Raw genomic sequence first — 22054 nt, 5'->3', positions numbered from 1 at the left:
TGGAATTCCGACCTGGCGGTTGGGCGCCGGGATCAAACGGGCTTATGTTGCCCTCGCGGGGTCATCTGTCTCGTCATCGAGGGCGGCACCAGGCGGGGCCGAGAGGACTCTCAGGGCGAGCTGATGCAACCGCGGGTTGGCGGACAGGGCGCCGGTGCCGCTTTGGGGCGAGGCGCCCAGGAGATCGGTGCAGACACCGCCGGCCTCCTCCACGAGGATCTGTACGGCGGTGATGTCCCAGGGGTTCACGACCGGTTCGGCCGCGATGTCGAGGGTTCCTTCGGCCACCATGCAGTGTTGGAGGAAGTCTCCGAAGGCACGGTCCTCCCAGCACGCTTCGGCCAGGCGCAGATATGCCTCACAGGAGTGGAAGACATCCCAGGTACGTGTGCTGGTGGTGGACAGATAGGCCTTGGCGAGGCGGGTGTTGCCGGAGACCCGCAGGGGCAGGGGGGCGCTGTCGACCGACCCGCGCCGCAGCCAGGCGCCTCGTTCGGCAGCCGCCCACCAGCGGCTGTGCAGGGCGGGGGCACTGATCACACCGACGGTGGGTCGGCCGTCCTCCAGCAAGGCGATCAGTGTCGCCCAGACCGGTATCCCGCGTAGGAAGTTCTTGGTGCCGTCGATGGGGTCGACCATCCAGGTGCGCCCGGCCGTGACGGAGCCGCCGGTCTCCTCCCCGGCGAAGGCGTCGTCCGGACGGGCGGACCTCAGGGCCTCGCGTACGGCCGTTTCGACGGCGGTGTCCGCGTCGGTCACGGGCGTACGGTCCAGCTTCTCCTGGATCCGCAGGTCGCGGGCTTGGAAGCGACTGCTGGTGATGCTGTCGGCGATATCGCCGAGTCGCAGGGCCAGTTCGAGATCGGCCTGTTGTGACATGGAGCGCCTCACTGCACACATCGTGGGTTTCGGGGGCTCAGCCCCTGGCGATCCGGGCGGAGCGCCAGGGGCTGACGGATCACTTCGCGTGCAGTTCGAGCATGTGGTACTCCATGACCCGTACTTCCTCGATCCGGCGCACGCGGTGCAGCAGTTCGACCCGCAGACCGGCTTCCTCGGCGAAGGCGTCGAGCCGTTCGCGGTCCCCGAGGTCGGCCGTGCCCAGCAGCAGCCTGCCACCGTCGGCCAGATGCTCATGGGCGCCGGCGATGTACCGGGCCTGGCCCTGGTAGCCCGGGTCGAAGACGGCGGAGTGCAGATCGGTGGAGAGCGCGAAGCCGTCCTCCACATAGGTCCAGGGCACGTTCCAGAAGATGGCGTCGAAGCGCTCCGTGGGCTCAAGCGCCGTGTACATGTCGCTTTGGAGGACGCGTACCCGGTCGCTCACACCGTGCCGCTCGGCGTTGGCCGCCGTGTTGGCCACTGCCTTTTCGTTGATGTCCAGCGCGGTGACGGAGGCACAGCCGATGAGCGCGGCGGTCACGGAGATGACGCCCGTGCCGCAGCCGACCTCCAGGAACGAGCCGCCCTGGGGATAGGGCACGATCGAGGCCATCACCTCGGTGGCGGCGCTCAGTGTGCTGGGGAAGACGCCCCGGCGCAGGGTCCATTCCCGCCCCAGCAGGGTGAAGGAGTCCGGCAGGTCGTCACCGACGAGGGCGTGCTGCAGGACCTGGGCCACGGCCTCGGGGGACTCCTTGACAGTCATGGTCTCTTCCTCTTCGTTGGCGGTGGTCATCGGGAGGGGCCCGCCGCGTACCGCACCAGCGCCTCGCGGTGACGACCGATCTTGCGGAAGGCTTCGGCGTACTGGTCGATGAGCGTCGTGTCCTCGGGCCAGTTGGTGAAGGTGGGCAGGGACAGCGCGTGCCGCTCGACGTGCTCGGCGTGTGAGCCGGTCTCCGGTGCGATGCCCCTCTTCGGCGTTCCGGGGAAGAGGGGGTTCTCCGGGCGGGCGTAGAGCGGCAGGGTCGACAGCCGGGGGCCGGAGGGGGCGCCCACCTCCATGCCTTCGGCGCGCAGCGCCTCGATGAGCACGGAGCGTGGGACGCCCCCCAGCGCCCCGGGCCGGTAGAGCGGTTTGTAGCCGTACCAGGCGCCCATGTCGACGTGGGCGGCGACGTGTACCGGCTCCAGATAGGTCACGTCGCCGAGCTGTTCGCCGAAGTAGCGCAGACAGCGGTGGCGGGCCTGTTTGCGGGCCGGGAACGCTGCGAGCGAGTGTCGGGCGACGATGGCGTTGAACGGCGACATGCGCAGCTTGAGCCCGAAACCGGTGACCCAGTGCGCACGCAGTTCCTCGTCGAGGACGGTGTCACGGGAGCGGTCCCGGTAGTGCCCGAGGAGAGTGGCGCGGTCGTGCACCTGGGGGTCGCTCGTGACGAGGATGCCGCCCTCTCCCGCGTAGACGGCCTTGTTGGCCTGGAGGGAGAAGACCGCGGCGTCGCCGAAGGTGCCGACGGGTTTGCCCTTGTAATGGCTGCCGTGGGCGTGAGAGCAGTCCTCCAGAACGCGCAGCCCGTGCCGCTCGGCGATCCGCAGGATCGCGTCCATGTCGCAGGGGTGGCCCCACTGGTGGACGACCGTGATGACCTTGGTGTGCTCGGTGAGCGCGGCTTGCAGCGCTTTGGGGTCCAGACCGCGGGTGTCGGGGTCGATGTCGGCCAGCACCACGTCACCGCGGAGCGCGAAGACGGGACTCAGCGCCGCATGGTAGGTGAGTGCGGGTCCCACGACGTCCACGCCTTCGCGCACACCGAGGGCGAAGTAGGCGGCGAGGAGGGCGCTGGTACCGGAGTTGAAGGTGACCGCGAAGCGGGCTCCGTCGTTCAGAAAGGCGAGGAAGTCGGCCTCAAGCCGGCCGATGGGACCGCTGTTGCCCTTGATGGAGATGTCGGTGTTCCGCTGCTCGGCCAGTTCGGACAGCTCCGCCTCGTCGGCGGGAGGCGGCCAGACCTCGTGGGGCAGCGGCTGTTCGATGACGGGTGCGCCTCCGAGGAGGGCGAGTTGTTCGGCGGTGGCCATGTGTCCTTCCTGCCTTCGCGGGTGGACCCGGGCCCGGCGCGTCGGGCCCGGTCGGTGAGTCAGGCGCACCGGTCGGCGAGCTCGTTCTGCTCACGTAGCCGCTCCTGGTAGATCCCGTCGATCGTGCGCACGGCGACGAGTTGACGCTGGAGGTGGCCCTGGCGGTAGTAGCGGTCGTCCAGGTGCCCCAGATGGTGGGCGATCATGGAACGCACTGCGTCGATCTTGGGGCCGTCCCAGGTGTGGCGCTCCAACGGCAGCCCTCCGACGGAGTGCAGGATGGCGACCCCGGGGGCGATGTTCAACGCGCCCTCCGTACCGAGCACGCAGAGGTGTTCGACCTTCTCGTAGTTATGGCGTGAGATGCGCAGCGAGCCCGCAAGTCCCGTTGAGGGATAGCTGCACATGAGGCTGACGAGATCCTCCAGTCGACGATCCCGCATCTCCTGGTAGCGGTGCACGAAGGCGGAGTGCACCCGAGGGGGTTCGGGGAACAGCCCGCTGAGCACATCGATGAGGTGGTAGCCCATATCGAGGAGCACACCGCCCATCGCCTGCTCCCTGGAGGCGCGCCAACCCGTGGTCGGATGAGCCAGGTTGAAGTGGTAGTCGTAGGAGAACCAGTAGGGCTCCCCGATCCGCGCGAGGTTCTCCTGGGCGAACTGGAAAACGGGGTCGAAGTTCCGTTGCAGCAGCGTGAAGACGCTGCGGTCAGCCCGTTGCGCCAGGTGTATCAGTTGCCGGGCTTCCTGTTCGGTGACGGCGAACGGCTTTTCCTTGATGACATGCCTGCCGTGCGCCAGGAGTTTTGTACAGACCGGGAAGTGCTCGCTATGCGGCACGGTGACCACTGCGGCGTCGAATTCGACTCTTTCGAGTGCCTCGCTGAGGAAATCGAAATGCGGGAACCCCCACTCGTCGGCGAGGGATGAGGCCGCCGGGGCGGGGTCGACGCCGCCGACGATATCTGCACTCTCCCGCACGATCGGCAGATACTCTTTTCCTTGGTGTCCAGCGAATCCGACCACCACTACTCGCGGTCGCGGACGTACGTTCTCTAATCCGTAGCCGGGCATACAGAATATCCCCCTCGCAGAACATCATTTGAGGATGACGCCGGCAGCCAGGAAAGGCCCGTGGAGATCCCATCGGTCTCTTGGCCGCGGGCGGTTCAGAGAGCTCTGCGGCTCTTCCCGGAAGCATCGGCGAGCCAGGCGTGTGCTGCGGTCACAACATCCTTGATGAAGGTGCTTCCGCTGCGTTGTGCGTTCTCGTCAAGCAGCGAGACTTCCTCGGCCGCTATCCAGGCGAAGTCGGTGTGCTTGTCCCATTCGAGTTCGGGCGACGAGAGGTCCCCGTCCACCTCGACGACATAGTCCGACTCGATGTGCCGTAGTCCGTTCGCCGTCCACTCCTCGTGCGCCACCCGGGCAAGAACGCGGTGCAGCCGCCACCCGGTCTCCTCCGCTATCTCCCTGTGGAGCGCGTCCAGGAGGGATTCCCCTTCCTCCACGGCTCCGCCGACGACGTCCCAGCACTCGGGGAAGAGAAGTCGGTCGGCCGAGCGGCGCTGGACGAAGATCCGGTCGTACGGGTCGCGGATCAGCGCGCCCACCACTCGTCGGGGTTCGTTCACCTCGGTCACGTCAGCCGTTCACCGCGCCCGGTCGATGGGGCGCATCGCGGGTGAGGACCTGATGGAAGGCGTTTCGCGCGGTGTCGCCGCCTCGCGGCTGTACCGCGCGGTTCTGTCACAGGGCAGGTGGTGGCGGGGGGCGTCGGGATGTCCAGCCAGGCGGGTTTCCCCCTGCTCCCCTGTGAGAGGGCATCGCACGGTAGACGAGTTCGCGGCAGCGGCCGGGAACGGCTCTTGGAGGGAATGAGGGAGGAATGAAATTCCAGCTGCGCCTACGGTCGCAGGCCTTGCCTCACGGAACCAGCTGGCCATTCTTGCCTCATTTCACCTGCACAGAGAACTCACGTGCACCATGCGCAGGGTAGAACACGCGCACAGTCGAACAACTCAAACGGCAACATCAAAAGAAGCCCGAATTCTCACCGGATCATGATTTATATCGGACCTACATTTCCGCCCTGAACACTACCTGGCCTCCTAGGAGGTGCATGGGTTCACAACAGGCTTCGGGACGCCTCAACTTCTTCTTGACAGAGTGTCAACTCGCGTGTTGAGGGGTGTGGCCTGATGAGTACCGCGCATCCGGTCGGGCGTAGGCGCTCGCGCGGCCCGTACCGATCCGCGGGCCATGATGGTCTCGATCCACCTACTCCGTGGCGCGAGGGGTTTCCTTATCGCGCTTGCCCTAAACATCAATTTCTGCCACGGTTGACCGTTTCGCGGTGGAATAGGTTGGCCAGATTGGCCACTCACCGTGGCTCGGTGACGCCGCCCGTCGACCGCATCGACACGCCGGAGGCGACGCTCGCTGGGCTGGGCTGCCCGGACCGCGAGCTCGGCAGCATCCAGAACCTGGCGTGCCGCCGCCAGGAGACGTCGGTCCTTCTCGCTCAGTACGGCATTGCGGCAGGCAGCAGCGGACGAAGATCGAGACGCCGGCGATGACTCATTCGCCTGGCCCGCCTCCCCGCACGTACATACGCCCTCCCTCGGAGCGGCTCGGACGCCACGAGGACACCGCTCACCGGCCGCCGGGCGGCCCGGAGTAGCAGGGGCCTGCCGGCAGGGGGCCGGTCCGCCCCTGCCTGCCGGCGGGGTCCCGCGGTACCACTCCTGCTCCCCGGGCGGGGCATTCGTTCACGGGCGGCGCGCGACCAGGAAGACGTAGCCGATCTGAGGGAGCGCACCGAACCGGGGAAGGGAGCGGGTGGAGTTGAAGAACTCGTGATGGGGGTCGTCGGCTGGGGGTGCGACATCGTCGAAGGCGTCGGCGAACGCCTGGTAAGTGCGCCGGACGTGCTCTCCGATGTCGTTGAACTCCACCAGCTCCAGACCGGCGCGGTCCAGGGCCGTGCGGAGCTCCGCCGGTTCGGGCAACGAGGGGGACCCGAACGCCCGGCATGTCTGGCGGACCAGATCCGCGGTATCCCCGGTCACCGGCGACCGGAGCAGCACATCGGTGATGACCAGCGGGCTACCTGGTCGCAGGGTCCGGGCGATCTCGGTGAGGGCGGTGGTCCGATCGCCGATGTGCATCATGGACTCGATCGCCCAGGCACCGTCGAAGGACGCGGCTTCGAAGGGCAGTGCGCAGGCGTCCGCGTACCGGAAGTCCACCCGATCGGCGAGCGAGGCGGCTTCCGCCCGGGTTCGGGCGAGGTCGATATCCTGGTTGCTGACCGAGACTCCTGACACATGGGCGCCGGTGGCCCGGGCGATGCGCAGGGCGGGCCGTCCGGTTCCGCAGCCGACGTCCAGCAGGCGCTGGCCGGGTGCGGCGGCCAGCCGCTCCGCCACGAGGTCGGTGAGCCGGTCGGTGGCTTGGTTGAGTGAGCGTTCGTCTGCGGCGCTGTCCCAGTAGCCGACGTGGATGTTCCCGTCGACGGCCGCGCCGTCCACGATCTCGGCTTGCTCGTCATGGAGCCGGCCGACGTCCGGTGACGACGGGGCGTTGTGGTGCAGGGATGGGTCGTTGCTCATCGAGGTCTCCCGAGCATGAGGGATGTGCCATCTGGTGAAGAGGCCCGTCTGCCGCGTTTCGCCGGGTGAGAGGTCAAAGGCTCACGGGTCGAACGCGATGTCGTTGTCCGTGTGGACGGCCGAGAGGAGGAAGGCCTGGAGCTCCGGCGAATACCCCACCGTGCGTCCGCGTCCAGTAGGCCAGGGCCGTGGTCGCCTGCGCGTTGACACCGTGGAGGGTGTCCCGGAAGTAAGAGTAGGGGAGGCTGTAGCTGGTGGGAACGGGGCCGCCGGCCATGGCGGTTCCTGACAGCGGTCGGGCCGCGACGGCGCCGCCGGCGGCCGCGCTGGCAGAGTCCGCCGCGGTGTTCCCGCCCGCGCCCCCGCGGGCAGGGCGTGTGCGCTCCGGCGCGGGGACGGGCTGGCGTTCCCCGGCGTCACCTGGTGGGCGCAGGTCACCACGATCCTCGGGGTCCTGTGGCTTCGGCTGGCTGAGTACGGATAGCGGAAGGCGACAGCAGATGTGCACCGGTCCGGGAGACGCTCGCCCAGGGCCGGAGCCGACGTACACGAGAACGGCAGGCGTAGGAGCTGGTCGGTAGCGTCCGGTGGGATCTGCACACCCCGGAGCACACACCGGAACTGGAAACCCGCTGTCGGTAGGCAGCCACGGCCAGCTGTACGCCTCACTCTCCGTGACGTCCTCGTCGACGGCAGTGAGCAGGGCAAGCCGCGCGCTCATAGGCCAACTGTACGTTTCACCATCCAAACGAGCCCTGGATCCACGAGAGGCGAACCCGACTTGCGCGAGGTCCTGGCTTTGGCCAGGAGCAGGCGGGTGTCCTCGCAGATCCGAGGGCAGGCTCCCGACGGATGCATGGCCATTTGGCGTACGTACCGGTTAGCGCCGTACCGGCCGGGGGCAGGCAGCGACATGTGACGGGGTTCGCCAGATTCATCCGGCTGCTGCCCGTGCTGCTGATCGTGGCGGGCGCGGCGTACGCCTTCACCACACCTCGGCAGTTCACGGCCGTACCCCTGCTCGCCGCCGCTCCGCTGGCCGCGGCGCCCTTCTTCTCCTTCACTGGCACCCTGCTGACGGCCCTGACGGCCACCGCCGTCGTCACCGCCGAACACCTCCAAGGCGGCACTCTGGCAAAGCCGCAGGCGTACACGGAGCAGATCACCCTGGTCATGGTCTCCGCGCTGGCCCTGGTGATCAACGTGGTGATTCGTCGCGGAGGAGTGAAACTGGCCTCCGCCCGGGAAAACGCCGAGGCCGCGCAACGCGCGGTCCTGCCGACACCCGCGCAACGATTCGACGGCCTACGGGTCGCGGCGCGTTATGAGGCCGCCGCCGCGGACGCCCTGATCGGCGGTGACTTCTTCGCCGTACAGACGACACCGTACGGGGTGCGGGCCGTGGTGGGAGACGTACGGGGCAAAGGGCTCGAAGCCGTCGGCGCGGTCGCGGTGGCCGTCGGCGCGTTCCGAGAGGCTGTCGAGAGGGAGGCCGATTTGGCGACCGTGGCCGGCTGGTTGGACGGCGCGCTGACCCGTGAGAGGGAGAGGCGCGGAGGCCAGGAAGCCGACGAGTTGTTCGCCACCGCGGTCCTCGCTGAGTTCCCGGCAGCGGGCGGGGTGGTGAGGCTGGTCAACCGCGGTCACCCCGCACCGCTCCTCATCGATCCAGGCCGGACACCTCGGCTGCTGGAGCCCGAACAGGCGGCGCTGCCGCTGGGGATGGCCGGGCTCGGCTCCGCACAGGTACGGCCCCAGGAGTACCCCTTCGGTCCGCAGGCCACCCTGCTCCTCTACACGGACGGTCTGACCGAGGCCAGAAACGCCCACGGCACCTTCTACGAGCCCCTCACAGCACTTGCGGACACACTGTTCTCCCATCCCGCCGAACTACTGGAGATGGTCGTCGCCGACGTCATGCGGCACACCGGCGGATCCGTCACCGACGACACGGCCCTCATCGCCCTGACCGCCGACCCCGGCGAGTAGTTCCGATGCCGTGCTGCCGTGCTGCCGGGTTATGGGGTTAAGGGGTTAAGGGGTGTCACCAGGTACGTCGTGACATCGTGGGACCATGACCATCGCAGTTCGCTCGGCTTCAGCCTTCGAGGATGTGCGCACCCTGGTCGGTCCGAAGTCACCTGGGGCCAACGTCTGCTGGTGCCTGAGCTATCGGGTCCCGTCCAAGCTCAACAACGAGCTCCGTGGGCCGGCCCGCGGTGAGTATGTCGCCGAGCTCTGCCGTGCGGAACCCCCGCCGGGGGTGCTCGCGTACGACGGCGCCGAGCCGGTCGGCTGGGCCGCCGTGGCGCCCCGCTCGGACACCTCCTTCGCGCGCAGCCGTAGGATCCCGCACATTGACGACCTGCCGGTCTGGTCGCTGTGGTGCGTCCGGGTGCGCCCTGGCCATCGCAAGAAGGGGATTTCGCACGCCCTGATCGCCGGTGCGGTCGAGTTCGCTCGTGCCCACGGTGCACCGGCCATCGAGGCGTACCCGCTCGACAACGGTGGCGCCAAGGTCGATGTGACGATGGCGTACGTCGGGATCCGGAAGAACTTCGAGCGCGCTGGGTTCGTCCACGCCGCCGGCACCACCTCGGTGCTGGCCGGTCACCCCCGCGTCCTGATGCGGCTCGACCTGCGCTGACAGATCCGCCCGGCGCCGCGACGGCCGGCAGGGTGGTGGGCAGCGGCGGGCTGCTCCCGCCTGAACGGCGGGTGGGGCAACCCCGCTGCCTGGAAGACGAGGTCGGCCTCGGACTCCTTGGAGGCGAAGCCTCTGCCCTCGATCAGCGGCAGGCCGGGGCCGGTCGGCGAGCGGCTTGAGCACGTGGTCCAGAACGCGGCCATCACCTTCCGCTCGTCGATCGTCGGACGGACGGGTTCGCGATGCTGGTGGACGCGTTGCGGGAACGTACCGGCGCACAGATCGAGCTCTCCGGGCCAGGGGTCCACCACTGCTTCGTTGGTGTGACGATGTCGCCGGGCGTGGTGCCCTGGGACGGTCGGAACCCCTGACGGGCCCATCGGGGTGTCACTCGTGGGACCTGCTGGACCGAGTGCTGGCCACCGGAGTGCTGATCAGCGCGGACCGGGTCATCGCCATCGCGGACGTACCCCTCGTACGACTGTCACTGCGCGCCCTGCCGTCCTCGGTCAGTGAGCGCCCCCAGGGGTCCCCCAATGGCGGATCGACCCCAACGGGCGCAGAGTGGGGTGGGGGGTTCGATCCGGGCGGATGCCGCCCTTCGCGACGAATCTCTGTGAGGCAGCGATGGCTGGTACCGAAGGCAGGAACTTGTCGACCGACAGGAACACGGCCGCGGCCTCCGAGCGGGGTACGACCACGATCGCCGACACCGTTGTGTCGACGATCGCGGGCATCGCGATCGTCGAGACGGAGGGCGTGCATTCCCTCGGCCGCGGAGCTACGAAGGCGATCGGGGCGGTTACGGGAAAGATCTCCGGGGGGTCCGGAGCGGGACGCTCCGTCAAAGTCGAGGTCGGAGAGAAGCAAACGGCGATCGACGTCGCCATCGAGGTGGAGTACGGCGTACCGATCCATGAACTTGCCCACCGGATCAGAACGCATGTGACGGACGCGGTGGAGACGATGACGGGCCTGGAGGTCGTCGAGATCAACATCCATGTCTTCGACGTCCATGTCCCGGAGGAAGACGACGACAGCGGCGACGACGCGGGGAGCAGCTCTGACCGTGGGTCGAGTTCCCGGGTGCGGTGAGCCCCCTACCCGCTCTGTCCGCTTGACGATAGGCGTTACTCGGCCGGGCGCCGCCGTCTGGTGTTTCGCTGGAGAGCTGCCGCAGCTTTCTGCCAAGCCCTCACAAAGAGACTGCTGGAGTACGCCCGCCGCTGGCCGGGCACCTCATGGTCATCTGATTCTCCGTGTGCTGCTTCCGCTACTACGGCGGCCGCCGAGATCGGCATCGGTGGGGATGGTGGCCTGCGTGGGCCGGGGGAGGAGCCGGGCACCGACGTAGGCTCTTCCTTCCCACTGGTCCTCGGCGAGCTGACTGCGACAGACCCCGGCCTGCTGGACTCCTGGATCGCTGAGCGCCGCCTCCTCCGCGAAATCCCCGATGCACAACGCCAGCAGCTCCGGTCGGCTCCTCGTCAGGTCTCCCGATCCGGTGCCACGTACTCGGTGGGGCTCATGCCATGGAAGTCACGGAAAGCCCGGGCGAAGCTGCTGGGGTCCTCGTACCCCACTCGTTGTGACACGGAGACCACCGACGAGCCCGCGCGCAGTAGCCGGGCTGCGGCGTGCATCCGGCTTCGGGTGCGCCATTGTCCAAACGTCAGTCCGGTCTCCGCGACGAATGCCCGCTCCAGGCTGCGACCGCTGGTTCGCACCTCCAGCGCCCAATCGAGGATGCGCCGGTCATCGCCGGGATTGAACAGCAGGGCACCCGCCACCGCCGCGGCACCAGGGCTCGTCGGCAGCGGCAGATCGTCGGAGGCCAGCACACGGCGTTCGAGGATCGACAGTACCTGTCGCTGGATGTTCGCAGATGGCCTGATGATCGTGCTCTGGCTCTGGTGGAGGGCGAGGAAGTAGATCTTCTCGTCGTTGCGGATCGACACCACGGTGATACCGGTGAGCACGGTGGCGATCTCATCCACCGAGATGGAGAGCGGGAACAGCACCGAGTTCGCCCGGACCTCCAGCGCGTGTCTGGTCCCCGCGGGCAACCAGATGACCTCTCCCTCGGTGATCTCGACGGCGCTCTCCCCGCACTGCACCAGGGTGCTTCCCCTGATCTGCCAGAGCGCCATGTGTTCGTCATCGTGCACTCGTTCGGGGATGTCGACGCTCGGTATATGGAGCGGGAAGTCGAGCGAGGAGAGGGACGCATGTGATCGCGAATCCCTCCTACGCCCGGTCACGAGCTCACTCCGATTGTCACGATCTGCAGCGAAGTTGTCGTTTTTCGCACTGGAGCCATCACATAGGTAAGGCTAACCATAGTTGCGAGCCCCTGGCGTCCCTCTGCTCGGCCGACACACAGATCTGGCCAAGAGCATCAAGATCCGAGCATCAACATCCGAGAGGTCCCATGAAAGCCATGCGCACGCCCCGCACACGTGCCACCCGCCTGATGGGCGTCGTCATCGCCGGTCTGCTTCTGGTCACGGGATGCACAGCCTCCGGTGATCCCGTCGCCGATGAGACCTCGGGTGGCACCTCCGTCGCCCTCCCCGCTGCCGAGGGCGTCACCGAGTACCCGCTCACACTGAAGACGCCCTTTGGCGACACATCGCTCGACAAGCGTCCCGAGCGCATCGCGATCGTCACCGCGAACACCCTCGATACCGATGCCCTGCTCGCTCTCGGTGGCACACCGGTGTTTGCGCCGTCCACCGTCGACCGCAACCCATGGCTCGACAAGGGCGATGTCAAGGGCATAAAGAAGCTCTGGGACGCCGACGCGGGTACCGAGGTGTCCGCCGAGTCGGTGGCCGCTGCCTCTCCGGATCTCATCGTCGCCCTCGCCGCCTACGAGACGTTCGATCAGGCTCGTTTCGACAAGCTCAGCACCATCGCCCCCGTGCTCTACGCGGCGCAGGGCGAACTGACCTGGCAAGAGCTCACCCGGAAGCTGGGGAACACCCTCGACCTCACCGCCGCGGCCAAGGACGCTGTCGCGTCGGCGGAGAAGAAGGTGGCGCAAACCCGCTCCGATCATCCCGAGTTCAAGGGCAGGAGCGCCACTCACATCATTGTGTACGAGGAGAAGTACGGCCCGTACTACGCGAGCTCCCCCGGCTCCGACACCGCACTGCTCCTTGAGCAACTGGGCTTCGTACTGCCCGAAGCAGCGGCGAAATTCACCAAGGACGGCACCATCAGCGACGAACTCGTCGGGCTGATCGACGCCGACTTCCTGCTGCTCAGCACGTCTGCCAACCCCGAGTACTTCGTCGACGCGCCACTGGTCAAGGCCGTTCCGGCGGTGGCCGACGGGCGGGCGATCGTCAATCCGGCAGACAAGAAGACGCGCACCAACCACTTCGCATGGGGACTGAACGTCCAGAGCGTCTTGAGTGTGCCCTGGCTGATTGACCAGCTCGCCGATTTCGGTGCGAAGGCGATCCGTTGAGACACAACACGTCGGGAAGGCAGCCACCTGGGGTCGGCCTTCCCGGGCACTCCGGAAGTCGTCCCAACGGTTTCGCTGCTCGTTGGGCGGTTCCCTCCGTATGACGACTGTTCGCGAGCACGCCAGCCGCCTGACCGCTCCTGCCGGACGGAACATCGACCCGCCTCGTCGCCTCCTGGGTCTCGCGCTGCTCCTGTGCGTACTGGCGCTGACCATCCTGGCGAGCCTGGCCGTCGGCGCCAACCAGTTGTCGGGTGCCCAGGTATGGCAGGGTTTTTGGAACCGTGACAGATCGGATGCATCGGTCATCGTCTGGACCCTCCGGGTTCCGCGCACGGTCGTGGGAATCGCGTTGGGTGCGGCGTTGGGTGCGGCCGGGGCATCGATCCAGGCGCTGACGCGCAACCCGCTGGCCGACCCCGGCATCCTCGGGGTGAACGCTGGCGCGGGGTTCGCCGTCACCCTCGGGGTCGGGTTCTTCGGACTGAGCGGGATCACCGGCTACGTCTGGTTCGCGTTCGCGGGCGCGGCCGCCGCGACGGTGCTGGTCTATCTGATCGGCTCAGCCGAGCGAGGGACAGTCACACCGGTGACGCTCGTGTTGGCCGGAGTCGCGCTGGGCGCGGTCCTGAACGGATTCAGCACGTTCCTGACCCTGATCAACCCGGAGACCTTCCGCTCGATCCGCAACTGGGGCCTGGGTTCCATCTCCCGCACAAGCCTGGACGACACGGTCGCGGTCGCTCCGCTCCTGGTCATCGGTCTGGTGATCGCGGTGGCGGTCTCGGGGTCGCTGAACTCGATCGCCCTCGGCGATGACCTCGCGGTCGCACTGGGGGCGAAGGTGCTACGCACACGGATCCTCGGTGTCGTCGCAGTGACCCTGTTGGCCGGCGGCGCGACGGCCCTGACCGGCGGGATCGCGTTCGTGGGCCTGATGGTGCCGCACATCGTGCGCTGGTTCGTCGGACCGGACCAATGGTGGATCATCGTCTACTCGGCGCTGGCCGGCCCGGTGCTGGTACTGGCTTCGGACGTGCTGGGGAGAGTGATCGCCCGCCCTGGGGAGATAGAGGTCGCCATCCTCACCGCCGTGATCGGAGCGCCCGCCCTGATCGCATTCGTACGGCGACGGAAGGCGAGCGGGCTGTGAACGCGGATATCGCGCGGAACCCGTCCGGCGAGGCCTCAACGGCCAGCGAGCGCGACCCGAACAGAGTCGATTTCGGATACGAGGTCCGCGGCCTTCGCTGCCGTTGGTTCTCCGTGCGGATGGGTGTGCGCCTGGCCACGGTGAGCGCGGTTCTGTTCCTCGCGGCGCTGACACTGGCGGTGATGTCGATTCGGTTCGGGGAGTACGCCTTGACGATCGGTGATGTCATCGCGGCACTCACCGGTTCCGGGGCGGAGTTCCACCGGGTGATCGTGGTGGAGTGGCGCCTGCCGGTGGTCGTGGCCGCAATCGTCTTCGGCGCGCTGCTGGGCATCGGCGGTGCCGTCTTCCAGTCGCTGACCCGTAACCCGCTGGGCTCGCCGGATGTGATCGGTTTTGACGCCGGCTCCTATACGGCCGTGGTGCTGTGCATCCTGGTGTTCGGCAGGGGCGGCTACTGGTCCGTCGCCGGCGCGGCGATCGTGGGCGGTCTGGCCACAGCGTTGCTGGTGTACGTGCTGGCCTACCGGCGCGGAGTACAGGGCTTCCGTTTGATCATCGTGGGCATCGGTGTGTCGGCGATGCTCGGCTCGATCAATGCCTATCTGATCGCCCGCGCCGACCTCACCGACGCGATGACCGTCGGGTTCTGGGGCGCCGGGTCCATCACCCGAGTGGCGTGGAGCGGCATGTTCCCTTCGCTGGTCATCGCCGTGGTGATCGTTCTGGCGGCGGTGCTCCTCGCGCCGTACCTGCGTCGGTTGGAGCTCGGTGACGACGCGGCCATCACCCTGGGCACCAGGGTCCAACCCGCCCGACTGGCATTGCTGGTGGTAGGCGTCGCGACGACGGCGCTGGTGACCGCCGCGGCGGGGCCGATCGGGTTTGTCGCCCTCGTCGCCCCGCAACTGGCCCGGAGACTGACCCGCTCACCCGGGGTGAGCATGCTCTCGGCCGCCGCGATGGGGGCGGCACTGCTGGCGGCCGCGCACTTCCTCGCGATGCTCATCGCCCAGTTCTATCGACCGATCCCGGTCGGTCTGATCACCGTCTGCCTGGGCGGTCTGTATCTGATCCGGCTACTGATCCGTGAGTCCCGACGGCAGTACGGCGTTTCCCCATGACGGCACCCACCGCACCGGCATCACTCATCGCACCGGCATCACTCATCGCACTGCTCGAACCCACCGCACCGGCATCACTCACCGCACGCCTCGAACCCACCGCACTGATCGCACCGAAGAGAACGAACCCATGGACCTCATGACCGATCAGAAACGAACCGACGAACAACCACCCGATGACACGGCCGTCGCAGCCCAGCCACGGCTTGTCGTCGATGAGGCGACGATCGGATACGACAGGACCGTCATCTCCGAGCACCTGTCGGTGCGGATACCCGATGGGTCATTCACGGCGATCATCGGGCCGAACGGGTGCGGCAAGTCGACCCTGTTGCGGGCACTCGCCCGAGTGCTGACCCCGAGGGCGGGCCGCGTACTGCTGGACGGCAGGGCGATCAGCACCTACCGGTCCAAGGAGATCGCCCGCCGGATGGGCCTACTCCCGCAGACCTCCCTCGCTCCCGACGGGATTCGGGTCGCGGACCTGGTGGCCCGCGGTCGTGCCCCTTACCAGAGCCTGGTCCATCAGTGGCGTCCATCGGACGAGGACGCCGTCGCGGCTGCGATGCGGGCGACCCGGCTGACCGAACTGTCCGGGCGCCTGGTGGACGAACTGTCGGGGGGCCAGCGCCAACGGGTGTGGGTGGCGATGCTGCTGGCGCAGCAGACGCCGATCGTGCTGCTGGATGAACCGACCACGTTCCTGGACATCGCCCACCAGTACGAACTGATGGAGCTGTTCCGTACCTTCCACGACCAGGGCAAGACGATCGTGACGGTTCTCCACGACCTGAACCAGGCCGCTCGCTACGCCGACCACCTGGTGGTCATGAACAACGGCGGCATCGTCACCACCGGCAGACCGGGCGAGGTCATCACCGCGGAGTTGATCGAGGAAGTATTCGGGTTGCGTTCCCTGGTCGTTCCCGACCCCGTCACCGGTACCCCGATGGTGGTGCCGTTGGACCCGCGAGCGGCACCTGCCCAGCCAGTGCCGCCGGTGGCACCTGTCCGGCCAGTGCGGCCCGTGGTGACTGCCCAGCCCGTTCCGCCCGTTGCCCCTGGGGTGCCTGTTCAGCCTGGCGGAACGGATACACCAGGCGTACTCGACGTAGACGCATCGGTGGCAGGCCCCGTCCCGTCCACCAGCCCCATCACGGCCGACATCCACCCGGAGAAGTGATAGCCATGGCACGCAGCCTGAGGTCCATCGAGGTATTCCCCATCACCACCCGCACCCTGGACGTTCTCCGTGTGACGGATGTGACGCCCGGGATGCGGCGGGTCACCCTGGGCGGTCCCGAACTGGCCGCCCACACCGCGGCGAACGGATACCCGGTGGCGGCGTTCCGCTCGGAGGGGTTCGATGATGAATTCAAGATCATCCTCAAGCATCCCGACGCCGAGGCCGCCGTGGGACCGACGCAGGCGGACGGCGTGCTGAACTGGCCCCGCGAAGACCCTCATATGCTCTTCCGCACCTACACCGTGCGCCGTTGGGACCCGGTGGCCGGAGAGCTGGACATCGATTTCGTCCAACACGGCGTCGGTCCCGCGGCGGCCTGGGCGTATCGGGTGCGGCCGGGTGAGCGGGTGCAGATCGCCGGCCCGAAGTCCTCCTCGCTTCCTCCCGAAGGCGCGGACTGGACGCTGGTGGCCGGTGACGAGACCGCGCTACCGGCGATCGGCCGGTGGCTGGAGGAGTGGCCCGCCGGCGCCCGCGGCCAGGTGTTCATCGAGATCGGCCAGCCCCAGCACCGGCAGGACCTCCCGGTCCCGGACGGGGTGACGCTGACCTGGCTGAGCCGCGACGGTGCCGAACCGGGCACGACCACCCTGCTGTTCGACGCCATCCGCGAGGCTCCCTGGCGGCAGGGCACGGTACACGCCTGGATCGCCGGAGAAACCCTCACCCTCACCCCGATCCGACGGTGGCTGAGGAACGAGAAGGGCCTGGCCAAGGAACAGGTCGACATCACCGGGTACTGGCGTCGCCAACAGGTCGCGGTCTCCGACCAAGACGCCTCGCTCCCCGACTTCACCGCGAGCGAGGACGAAACGAAGCGGTTCCATGAACTCGCCGAGATCCTCCCCGGCTTCGCCGTCCGGATCGCGGCGACCATCGGCCTCGCGGCCGCATTCGACGGTCAACCGCGCACCATCGCAGAGCTCGCCACCGCGACCGGCAGCGACCCGGCAGGGCTCGGCAAACTGCTGCGCTATCTCGCCGCCGTCAACCTGACCGAACGGCTCGACGGCGACCGCTACCAACTCACCGGCCTGGGCGGCGAGTTGGAGAGCGACTACCTCACCGAAGCCTTCCACCTCGATGGGCTGCGCGCCCAGCGTGAACTCGGCGGCGTACTGTCACTGCTCGCCGCCGTGCGCACCGGCCAGGGCGATCACGCCCGATGGTTCGGCGCCGAGTACGCCCAGCGCGTCCAGAACGACCCCGCCCTGCTTGCCGCCCGCACCGAGCACGAGGCCGAGGAGGCGCTCTACGTCGCCGGCGCACTCGCCGCTGCCGCCGCGTTCGCCGGCCTCTCCACGGTCGCTGTCGCAGGCCCGGCTCCCGGCAGCTTCGCCACCGCCCTCACCAAGGTCCATCCCGAACTGCGCGCAACGATCGTTGCCGCCCCCTCGGAGATCGAGGCCCTCCAACGGGTGTACCCGGCAAACCAGCACATCGCCTACGAGCCCGGCAGTCTGCTCGGGCCGCGCCCCGTGCCCGCCGACGCCGTGCTCCTGGCAGATGTGCTGCGCACCCTCACCGACGCCGACGCGGCCCATGTGCTGCGTCAGGCCGCCGGCAGCCTGAACCCCGGCGGCCGGGTGCTGGTGTTCGGTGATGTCCTCAACCCGGATGTGGCGGACGAGCACGACTACGAGGACGATCTGATCGACTTCGCCTTGTACGGCGGCGGCACACGGGATCACGAAGCACACCGCGCGCTGTTCACCGCCGCGGGACTGCACCTCGTGGAGCGCACCACGGTCGGGTGGGGCTACACCCTCTACACCCTCGCCCCTCGGGGCTGACCCGGATGTGTGCACCGCAAGGCAGACGAGACGAACAGCGCTGGGGCCTGTTCGAGGCCGGCGCCGCACCCCGGGAGCCCCGGCTGCGCGTCGATCCCGGCTGGTCACCGGCGCGGTTGAGTGGGGCGATCATCCGTTCCGCGTGGGCGTGGGTGCTGCCCGGCGCGCTGCTGCTGGTGGTGTTCAACGTCGCCACGATGGCGGTGCCGGTTGCCGTCGGGCAGTTCGTCGACACGGTGATCACACCAGCCTCCACGGGGGCGAGCCTCGGTTCGATCGGATCGGCGCTGACGGGCTGGCTCGCCGTACTCATGGGCCTGTACGCCCTGATCAACATCGGATACCGCTTCGGCGGGCGGCTGGGCTGGTTCGGGGTGCAGCGAGCGCAGTACGAGCTGTCGCAGGCCGTGCTCGGCCGCATCCTCGACGAACGCGGCCTGGCTGGGGCCGCCCGGGCACCGGGCTGGCTGCTGTCGCTGGCGACCGCCGATGTGCACCGCGCCTGTCTGGCCCTGTACGTCACCGTCTACCCGCCGGGCGAGGCCATCGGCCTGATCGTCGCGGCCGGCATCCTGTTCTGGGTGCACCCGGCCCTCGGTATCGGGGTGATCGTCGCGCTGCCTGTGGTGCTGCTGCTGATGCATCTCGCCGCCCGGCCCCTGCGCCGTGGCAGCGGGGCAGAGCAGGCGGGTTTGGCCGATGCGGCTGCGGCGGCCGCCGACCTGGTGGCGGGATATCGGGTGATCCGAGGCCTGCACGCCCAGCACACCGCTGCTGCCCGGTACCGGAGCGTGAGCCGTGCCGCGTTGCGGGCGACCCTGTCGGCGCGCGGTGCGCAGGCCCGGTTCGAGGGTCTGAGCACCGCCACGGCGCAGGCCTTTGCCGCCGCGGTGGTGATCGCCGCCGCAGCGCGGGCCTTCAGCGGGGAGATCACGCCTGGGCAACTGGTCACCGTCGCCGGAGTCGGGGTCACCCTGATCGGACCCCTCGACAGCCTGGTGGGCACGCTCGGGTCGTTCTGGGCGGTCTCACAGGCCTCCGCCCAGCGCGTGCTCGATCTGGCGGCCACCCCACCCCATCCTGCCGCGGCCGGCACGGCGGCGCCGGTCGACAAGGTGGACCGGGCCCTGGTGTTCGACCAACTCGGCCTGGTCGAGGGTGTTGTGCTCGACGCCGCCGTCCGCACCGGTCAGTTCGCTGTGCTCGATCTACCGCAGTCCGCCCAGGCGACTCTCACCGGTCTCCTCACCCTCCGGGCGGCGCCGTCGGCGGGAGGTGTCACCTATGGTGGCCGGGCCGTGCACCAGCACCATCCCACGATGCTCCGTGAGCACCTGCTCGTCGCCCCGCGTACGCCGGGAGTGCTGGCCGGGACGGTGCTGGACAACGTCCGCGCCGGCTCCACCCCGAACTCGGTCGAGACGGCACGGACTGCGCTGACCGTCGCGGGTGTTGACGCCGCCGAACTTCCCGACGGATACGACACCGTGCTCGCCGACGGTGGATGGGAACTGTCGGGTGGGCAGCGCCAGCGGGTCGCCCTGGCCCGGTCGATCGCCGCCGACCCCGAGGTGCTGGTACTGATCGAGCCGACCACCTCGGTGGATGCGGTCACCGAGCAGGGCATCGCCACCCGACTGCGGGAACACCGGGCCGGGCGGACCACACTGGTACTCACCGCCTCCGCCGCCTTCCGCACCGTCGCCGACCTGGTTGTCGTGATCCACGAGGAGACGAGAGTCGATGTCTGAGCCGCTGACGGTTCTAACGAGCGACGGCCGGTTGTTGCCGGTCGCCTCAGGCGGGCAGGTGGCTGCGGAACTGTGGAGGGCGCTGCACGGCCGCCGCCTCGCCCTGGCCGGAATTCTGCTCCTCTTCCTGGCCGAGGCCGCCATGTCCCTCGTGTTCCCCCTGGTTGTCGGCGGTCTGACGGACACGGTGATCGCCGCCGACGGGACAGGGGCGCCGGGTGGGTTCTGGTGGCGGGTCGCGCTTCTGATCGGTGCGGCGGTCGCTGCGGGGGCACTTGCCTGGGTTGCCGCGGCGGCGTTGGCCCGTTTCGCGGAGACGCTGATCGCGGAAGTGCGCGAGGCCTATGTCGCCGCCGCCCTCGACCTCCCGCGCCCGGTGGTGGAGAGCGCCGGCGCCGGGGACGTGGTCACCCGGGCCAGCGACGACATCGCCCAGATCTCGGGACCCCTGCCGGAGGTGCTGCCCCGCCTGTGCGCATCGGGGTTCACGATCGTGCTCGTCGCCGTGGGCCTCGGCGCACTCGACCTCCGCTACCTGCTCGGTTTCGCGGTCACCATCCCGTTCTACGCCTTCACCGTGCACTGGTACCTGCGCACCGCCCCGAAGGTCTACGCCGCCGAACGCGCCGCCCAGTCCCTGCGCGGGCAACACATCCTGGGCACCCTCACCGAGCTTCCCACCGTCACCGCCCACCGCCTCGAAAACCGCCAACTGGAACGCATCAGGGACTCCACCTGGCAGGCGGTGCGGTGGGCCATGCGCACCCGGATCGTGCAGAATCGGCTCTTCGGGCGTCTCAACCTCGGCGAAGCGGTCGGACTGATCGCCGTCCTCGGCATCGGTGCCTGGCTCGCCCTCACCGGCGACGCCACTCCCGGCCAGGTGACCGCCGCCGCGCTGCTGTTCCTGCGCACGGTCGCCCCGATCGACGCGCTGCTCTTCGTCATGGACGATATGCAATCCGCCCTCGCAGCCCTCGGACGACTCATCGGTGTCATCCATCACCCCTGCCCCCCGGATGGGCATGAGCCAACGCCCTTGACCGATGGAGACGACGCGGACATCGATGGGCCGGGCACAACCACCCACGGTGACCCCGTCGCTGCCGTGACGGCTGAGGAAGTGCACTTCGCCTACCGCCCACACAACCCGGTGCTGTCCGGTGTCAGTCTTCGGATCGCTCGCGGTGAGGTGGTCGCCCTGGTCGGCGCGACAGGGTCCGGAAAGTCAACGATCGCCTCCCTCGTCTCCGGCGTTCACCAGCCCCTTGCGGGCCGGATCACCCGAAGCGTCCCGAGGGCCGGGATCATGACCGTGACCCAGGAGACCCACGTCTTCACCGGTACCCTCCGCGACAACCTCACCCTCGCGACCCCCGTAGCGGACGAGGAGCGCATCCTGCGAGCACTAGCGGCGGTCGGCGCCACGGCCCTGGTGTCCGCGTTGCCCGACGGGCTGGACACCCCGGTTGGGCACGGCGGCCATCCGCTGACCGCGGCGCAGGCACAACTCGCCGCCCTCGCACGGCTGGTGCTCGCCGACGCGGAGTTGGTGATCCTGGACGAGGCCACCGCTGACGCCGGCACCGTCGACGCCGCCCTGCTGGACCATGCCGCCACTGCCGCTGTCCGGGGGCGGGCGGCGTTGGTGATCGCCCATCGGCTCTCCCAGGCCGCGACCGCGGACCGCGTTCTCGTACTCGACGCCGGACGGGTGGTCGAGACCGGCACTCATGAGGAACTCGTCGCCGCCAGCGGCCCCTACGCGCGGCTATGGCGAGCGTGGAGCACAGACGGTCCTTCGAGGCCGGTGCACGCGGAGCAACCGAAGAGCGCTCATCAGCGTCGAGGCCGCTGACGGCCCAGCCATGGTGTCCAACACACCGCTGTCCGGCGGCAGCGGATCGACGCCCTAGGCTGCCGAATGACACCGGCCTTCGACCTAGGAGCGCACATCGTGTTCGACCCTGCCCAGAAGTACCCGTACCCCGACGCGTTCCGGCCGGACGAAGGGCCCGCGCCGCATGCCCTGCTGGCGCCCCTGATCGGGTTCCTGGGCACCTGGGCGGGTCGGGGTCGTGGTGGATACCCGACGCTCGACGAGGAGTTCAGCTATGCGCAGGAGGTCACCTTCAGCCATGACGGGCGTCCCTTCCTCCACTATGAGTCGCGCGCCTGGCTGCTCGACGGGGATGGCGCTCCTCTGCGGCCGTCGGCTCGGGAGAGCGGCTGGTGGCGGCTACAGCCCGATGGGCGGGTGGAGGCGCTGATCACCCAGCCCACCG

At 68.5% G+C, this 22054-nt stretch carries 17 protein-coding genes and 2 pseudogenes; 12 read left to right on the top strand and 7 right to left on the bottom strand.

Features of this window, described 5'->3' with window-relative positions:
* Positions 1-42: 42 nt before the first annotated feature.
* The 6 genes from hisN to NBG84_RS15215 all read right to left on the bottom strand — a co-directional run bounded on the left by hisN (position 43) and on the right by NBG84_RS15215 (position 6580).
* A complete protein-coding gene (hisN, locus tag NBG84_RS15240; protein WP_250919970.1) occupies positions 43-879 on the bottom strand; it encodes a histidinol-phosphatase in 837 nt (278 codons plus the stop codon).
* 79 nt (positions 880-958) lie between these two features.
* Positions 959-1648 (bottom strand): methyltransferase, encoded by a 690-nt coding sequence (locus tag NBG84_RS15235; protein ID WP_250919969.1) that lies wholly within the window; start codon positions 1646-1648, stop codon positions 959-961.
* Positions 1649-1674: 26 nt separating this feature from the next.
* Positions 1675-2964, bottom strand: coding sequence for a DegT/DnrJ/EryC1/StrS aminotransferase family protein (locus NBG84_RS15230; RefSeq protein WP_250919968.1), 1290 nt, complete (start codon positions 2962-2964; stop codon positions 1675-1677).
* 59 nt (positions 2965-3023) lie between these two features.
* Positions 3024-4040, bottom strand: coding sequence for a Gfo/Idh/MocA family protein (locus NBG84_RS15225; RefSeq protein WP_285366734.1), 1017 nt, complete (start codon positions 4038-4040; stop codon positions 3024-3026).
* 95 nt (positions 4041-4135) lie between these two features.
* The gene (locus tag NBG84_RS15220) at positions 4136-4609 is read right to left on the bottom strand and encodes an NUDIX hydrolase (protein ID WP_250919966.1); all 474 of its coding nucleotides are present in this window, start codon (positions 4607-4609) and stop codon (positions 4136-4138) included.
* A 1128-nt stretch (positions 4610-5737) separates the two neighbouring features.
* Entirely contained in the window at positions 5738-6580 is an 843-nt protein-coding gene (locus NBG84_RS15215) for an SAM-dependent methyltransferase (protein WP_250919965.1), read from the bottom strand.
* A gap of 915 nt (positions 6581-7495) precedes the next feature.
* Here NBG84_RS15215 and NBG84_RS15210 point away from each other — a divergent pair.
* The 4 genes and pseudogenes from NBG84_RS15210 (at position 7496) to NBG84_RS15195 (ending at position 10322) form a co-directional block, all read left to right on the top strand.
* Positions 7496-8569 carry a PP2C family protein-serine/threonine phosphatase gene (locus NBG84_RS15210; RefSeq protein WP_250919964.1) on the top strand — a complete coding sequence of 358 codons (1074 nt, stop codon included), beginning with the start codon at positions 7496-7498 and terminating at the stop codon, positions 8567-8569.
* A gap of 85 nt (positions 8570-8654) precedes the next feature.
* The gene (locus NBG84_RS15205; RefSeq protein WP_250919963.1) at positions 8655-9227 is read left to right on the top strand and encodes a GNAT family N-acetyltransferase; all 573 of its coding nucleotides are present in this window, start codon (positions 8655-8657) and stop codon (positions 9225-9227) included.
* Positions 9228-9556: 329 nt separating this feature from the next.
* Positions 9557-9771 (top strand): annotated as a pseudogene (locus NBG84_RS15200) (gas vesicle protein); the annotation flags it as partial.
* A gap of 83 nt (positions 9772-9854) precedes the next feature.
* A complete protein-coding gene (locus NBG84_RS15195) occupies positions 9855-10322 on the top strand; it encodes an Asp23/Gls24 family envelope stress response protein (protein WP_250919962.1) in 468 nt (155 codons plus the stop codon).
* A gap of 392 nt (positions 10323-10714) precedes the next feature.
* On the opposite strand, the gene NBG84_RS15190 is transcribed toward NBG84_RS15195, so the two are convergent.
* Positions 10715-11488, bottom strand: coding sequence for a helix-turn-helix transcriptional regulator (locus NBG84_RS15190; protein ID WP_250919961.1), 774 nt, complete (start codon positions 11486-11488; stop codon positions 10715-10717).
* Positions 11489-11667: 179 nt separating this feature from the next.
* Between NBG84_RS15190 and NBG84_RS15185 the strand changes: the two genes are divergently transcribed.
* The 8 genes and pseudogenes from NBG84_RS15185 to NBG84_RS15150 all read left to right on the top strand — a co-directional run.
* Positions 11668-12702, top strand: a complete 1035-nt coding sequence (locus NBG84_RS15185; RefSeq protein ID WP_250919960.1) for an ABC transporter substrate-binding protein — start codon at positions 11668-11670, stop codon at positions 12700-12702.
* Positions 12703-12802: 100 nt separating this feature from the next.
* On the top strand, positions 12803-13855 hold the full coding sequence (locus NBG84_RS15180; protein WP_250919959.1) for a FecCD family ABC transporter permease: 1053 nt from the start codon (positions 12803-12805) through the stop codon (positions 13853-13855).
* A complete protein-coding gene (locus NBG84_RS15175) occupies positions 13852-14979 on the top strand; it encodes a FecCD family ABC transporter permease (protein WP_250919958.1) in 1128 nt (375 codons plus the stop codon). Before NBG84_RS15180 ends, NBG84_RS15175 begins: the two co-directional genes overlap by 4 nt.
* A 139-nt stretch (positions 14980-15118) precedes the next feature.
* Positions 15119-15955, top strand: a pseudogene (locus NBG84_RS15170) (ABC transporter ATP-binding protein); the annotation flags it as partial.
* Between the two features lie 212 nt (positions 15956-16167).
* A complete protein-coding gene (locus tag NBG84_RS15165; protein ID WP_250919956.1) occupies positions 16168-18018 on the top strand; it encodes an SIP domain-containing protein in 1851 nt (616 codons plus the stop codon).
* A 5-nt stretch (positions 18019-18023) separates the two neighbouring features.
* Positions 18024-19769, top strand: coding sequence for an ABC transporter transmembrane domain-containing protein (locus NBG84_RS15160; protein ID WP_250919955.1), 1746 nt, complete (start codon positions 18024-18026; stop codon positions 19767-19769).
* Positions 19762-21627 carry an ABC transporter ATP-binding protein gene (locus NBG84_RS15155; protein ID WP_250919954.1) on the top strand — a complete coding sequence of 622 codons (1866 nt, stop codon included), beginning with the start codon at positions 19762-19764 and terminating at the stop codon, positions 21625-21627. The genes NBG84_RS15160 and NBG84_RS15155 overlap by 8 nt, the downstream gene beginning before the upstream one ends.
* A gap of 99 nt (positions 21628-21726) precedes the next feature.
* The coding region (locus tag NBG84_RS15150) for a nitrobindin family protein (protein WP_250919953.1) at positions 21727-22054 on the top strand (328 nt) is incomplete at its 3' end.

This window comes from Streptomyces albipurpureus (assembly GCF_023701525.1).
Classification (GTDB): Bacteria; Actinomycetota; Actinomycetes; order Streptomycetales; family Streptomycetaceae; genus Streptomyces; species Streptomyces albipurpureus.
This window is presented reverse-complemented; position numbering and strand designations above follow the sequence as displayed.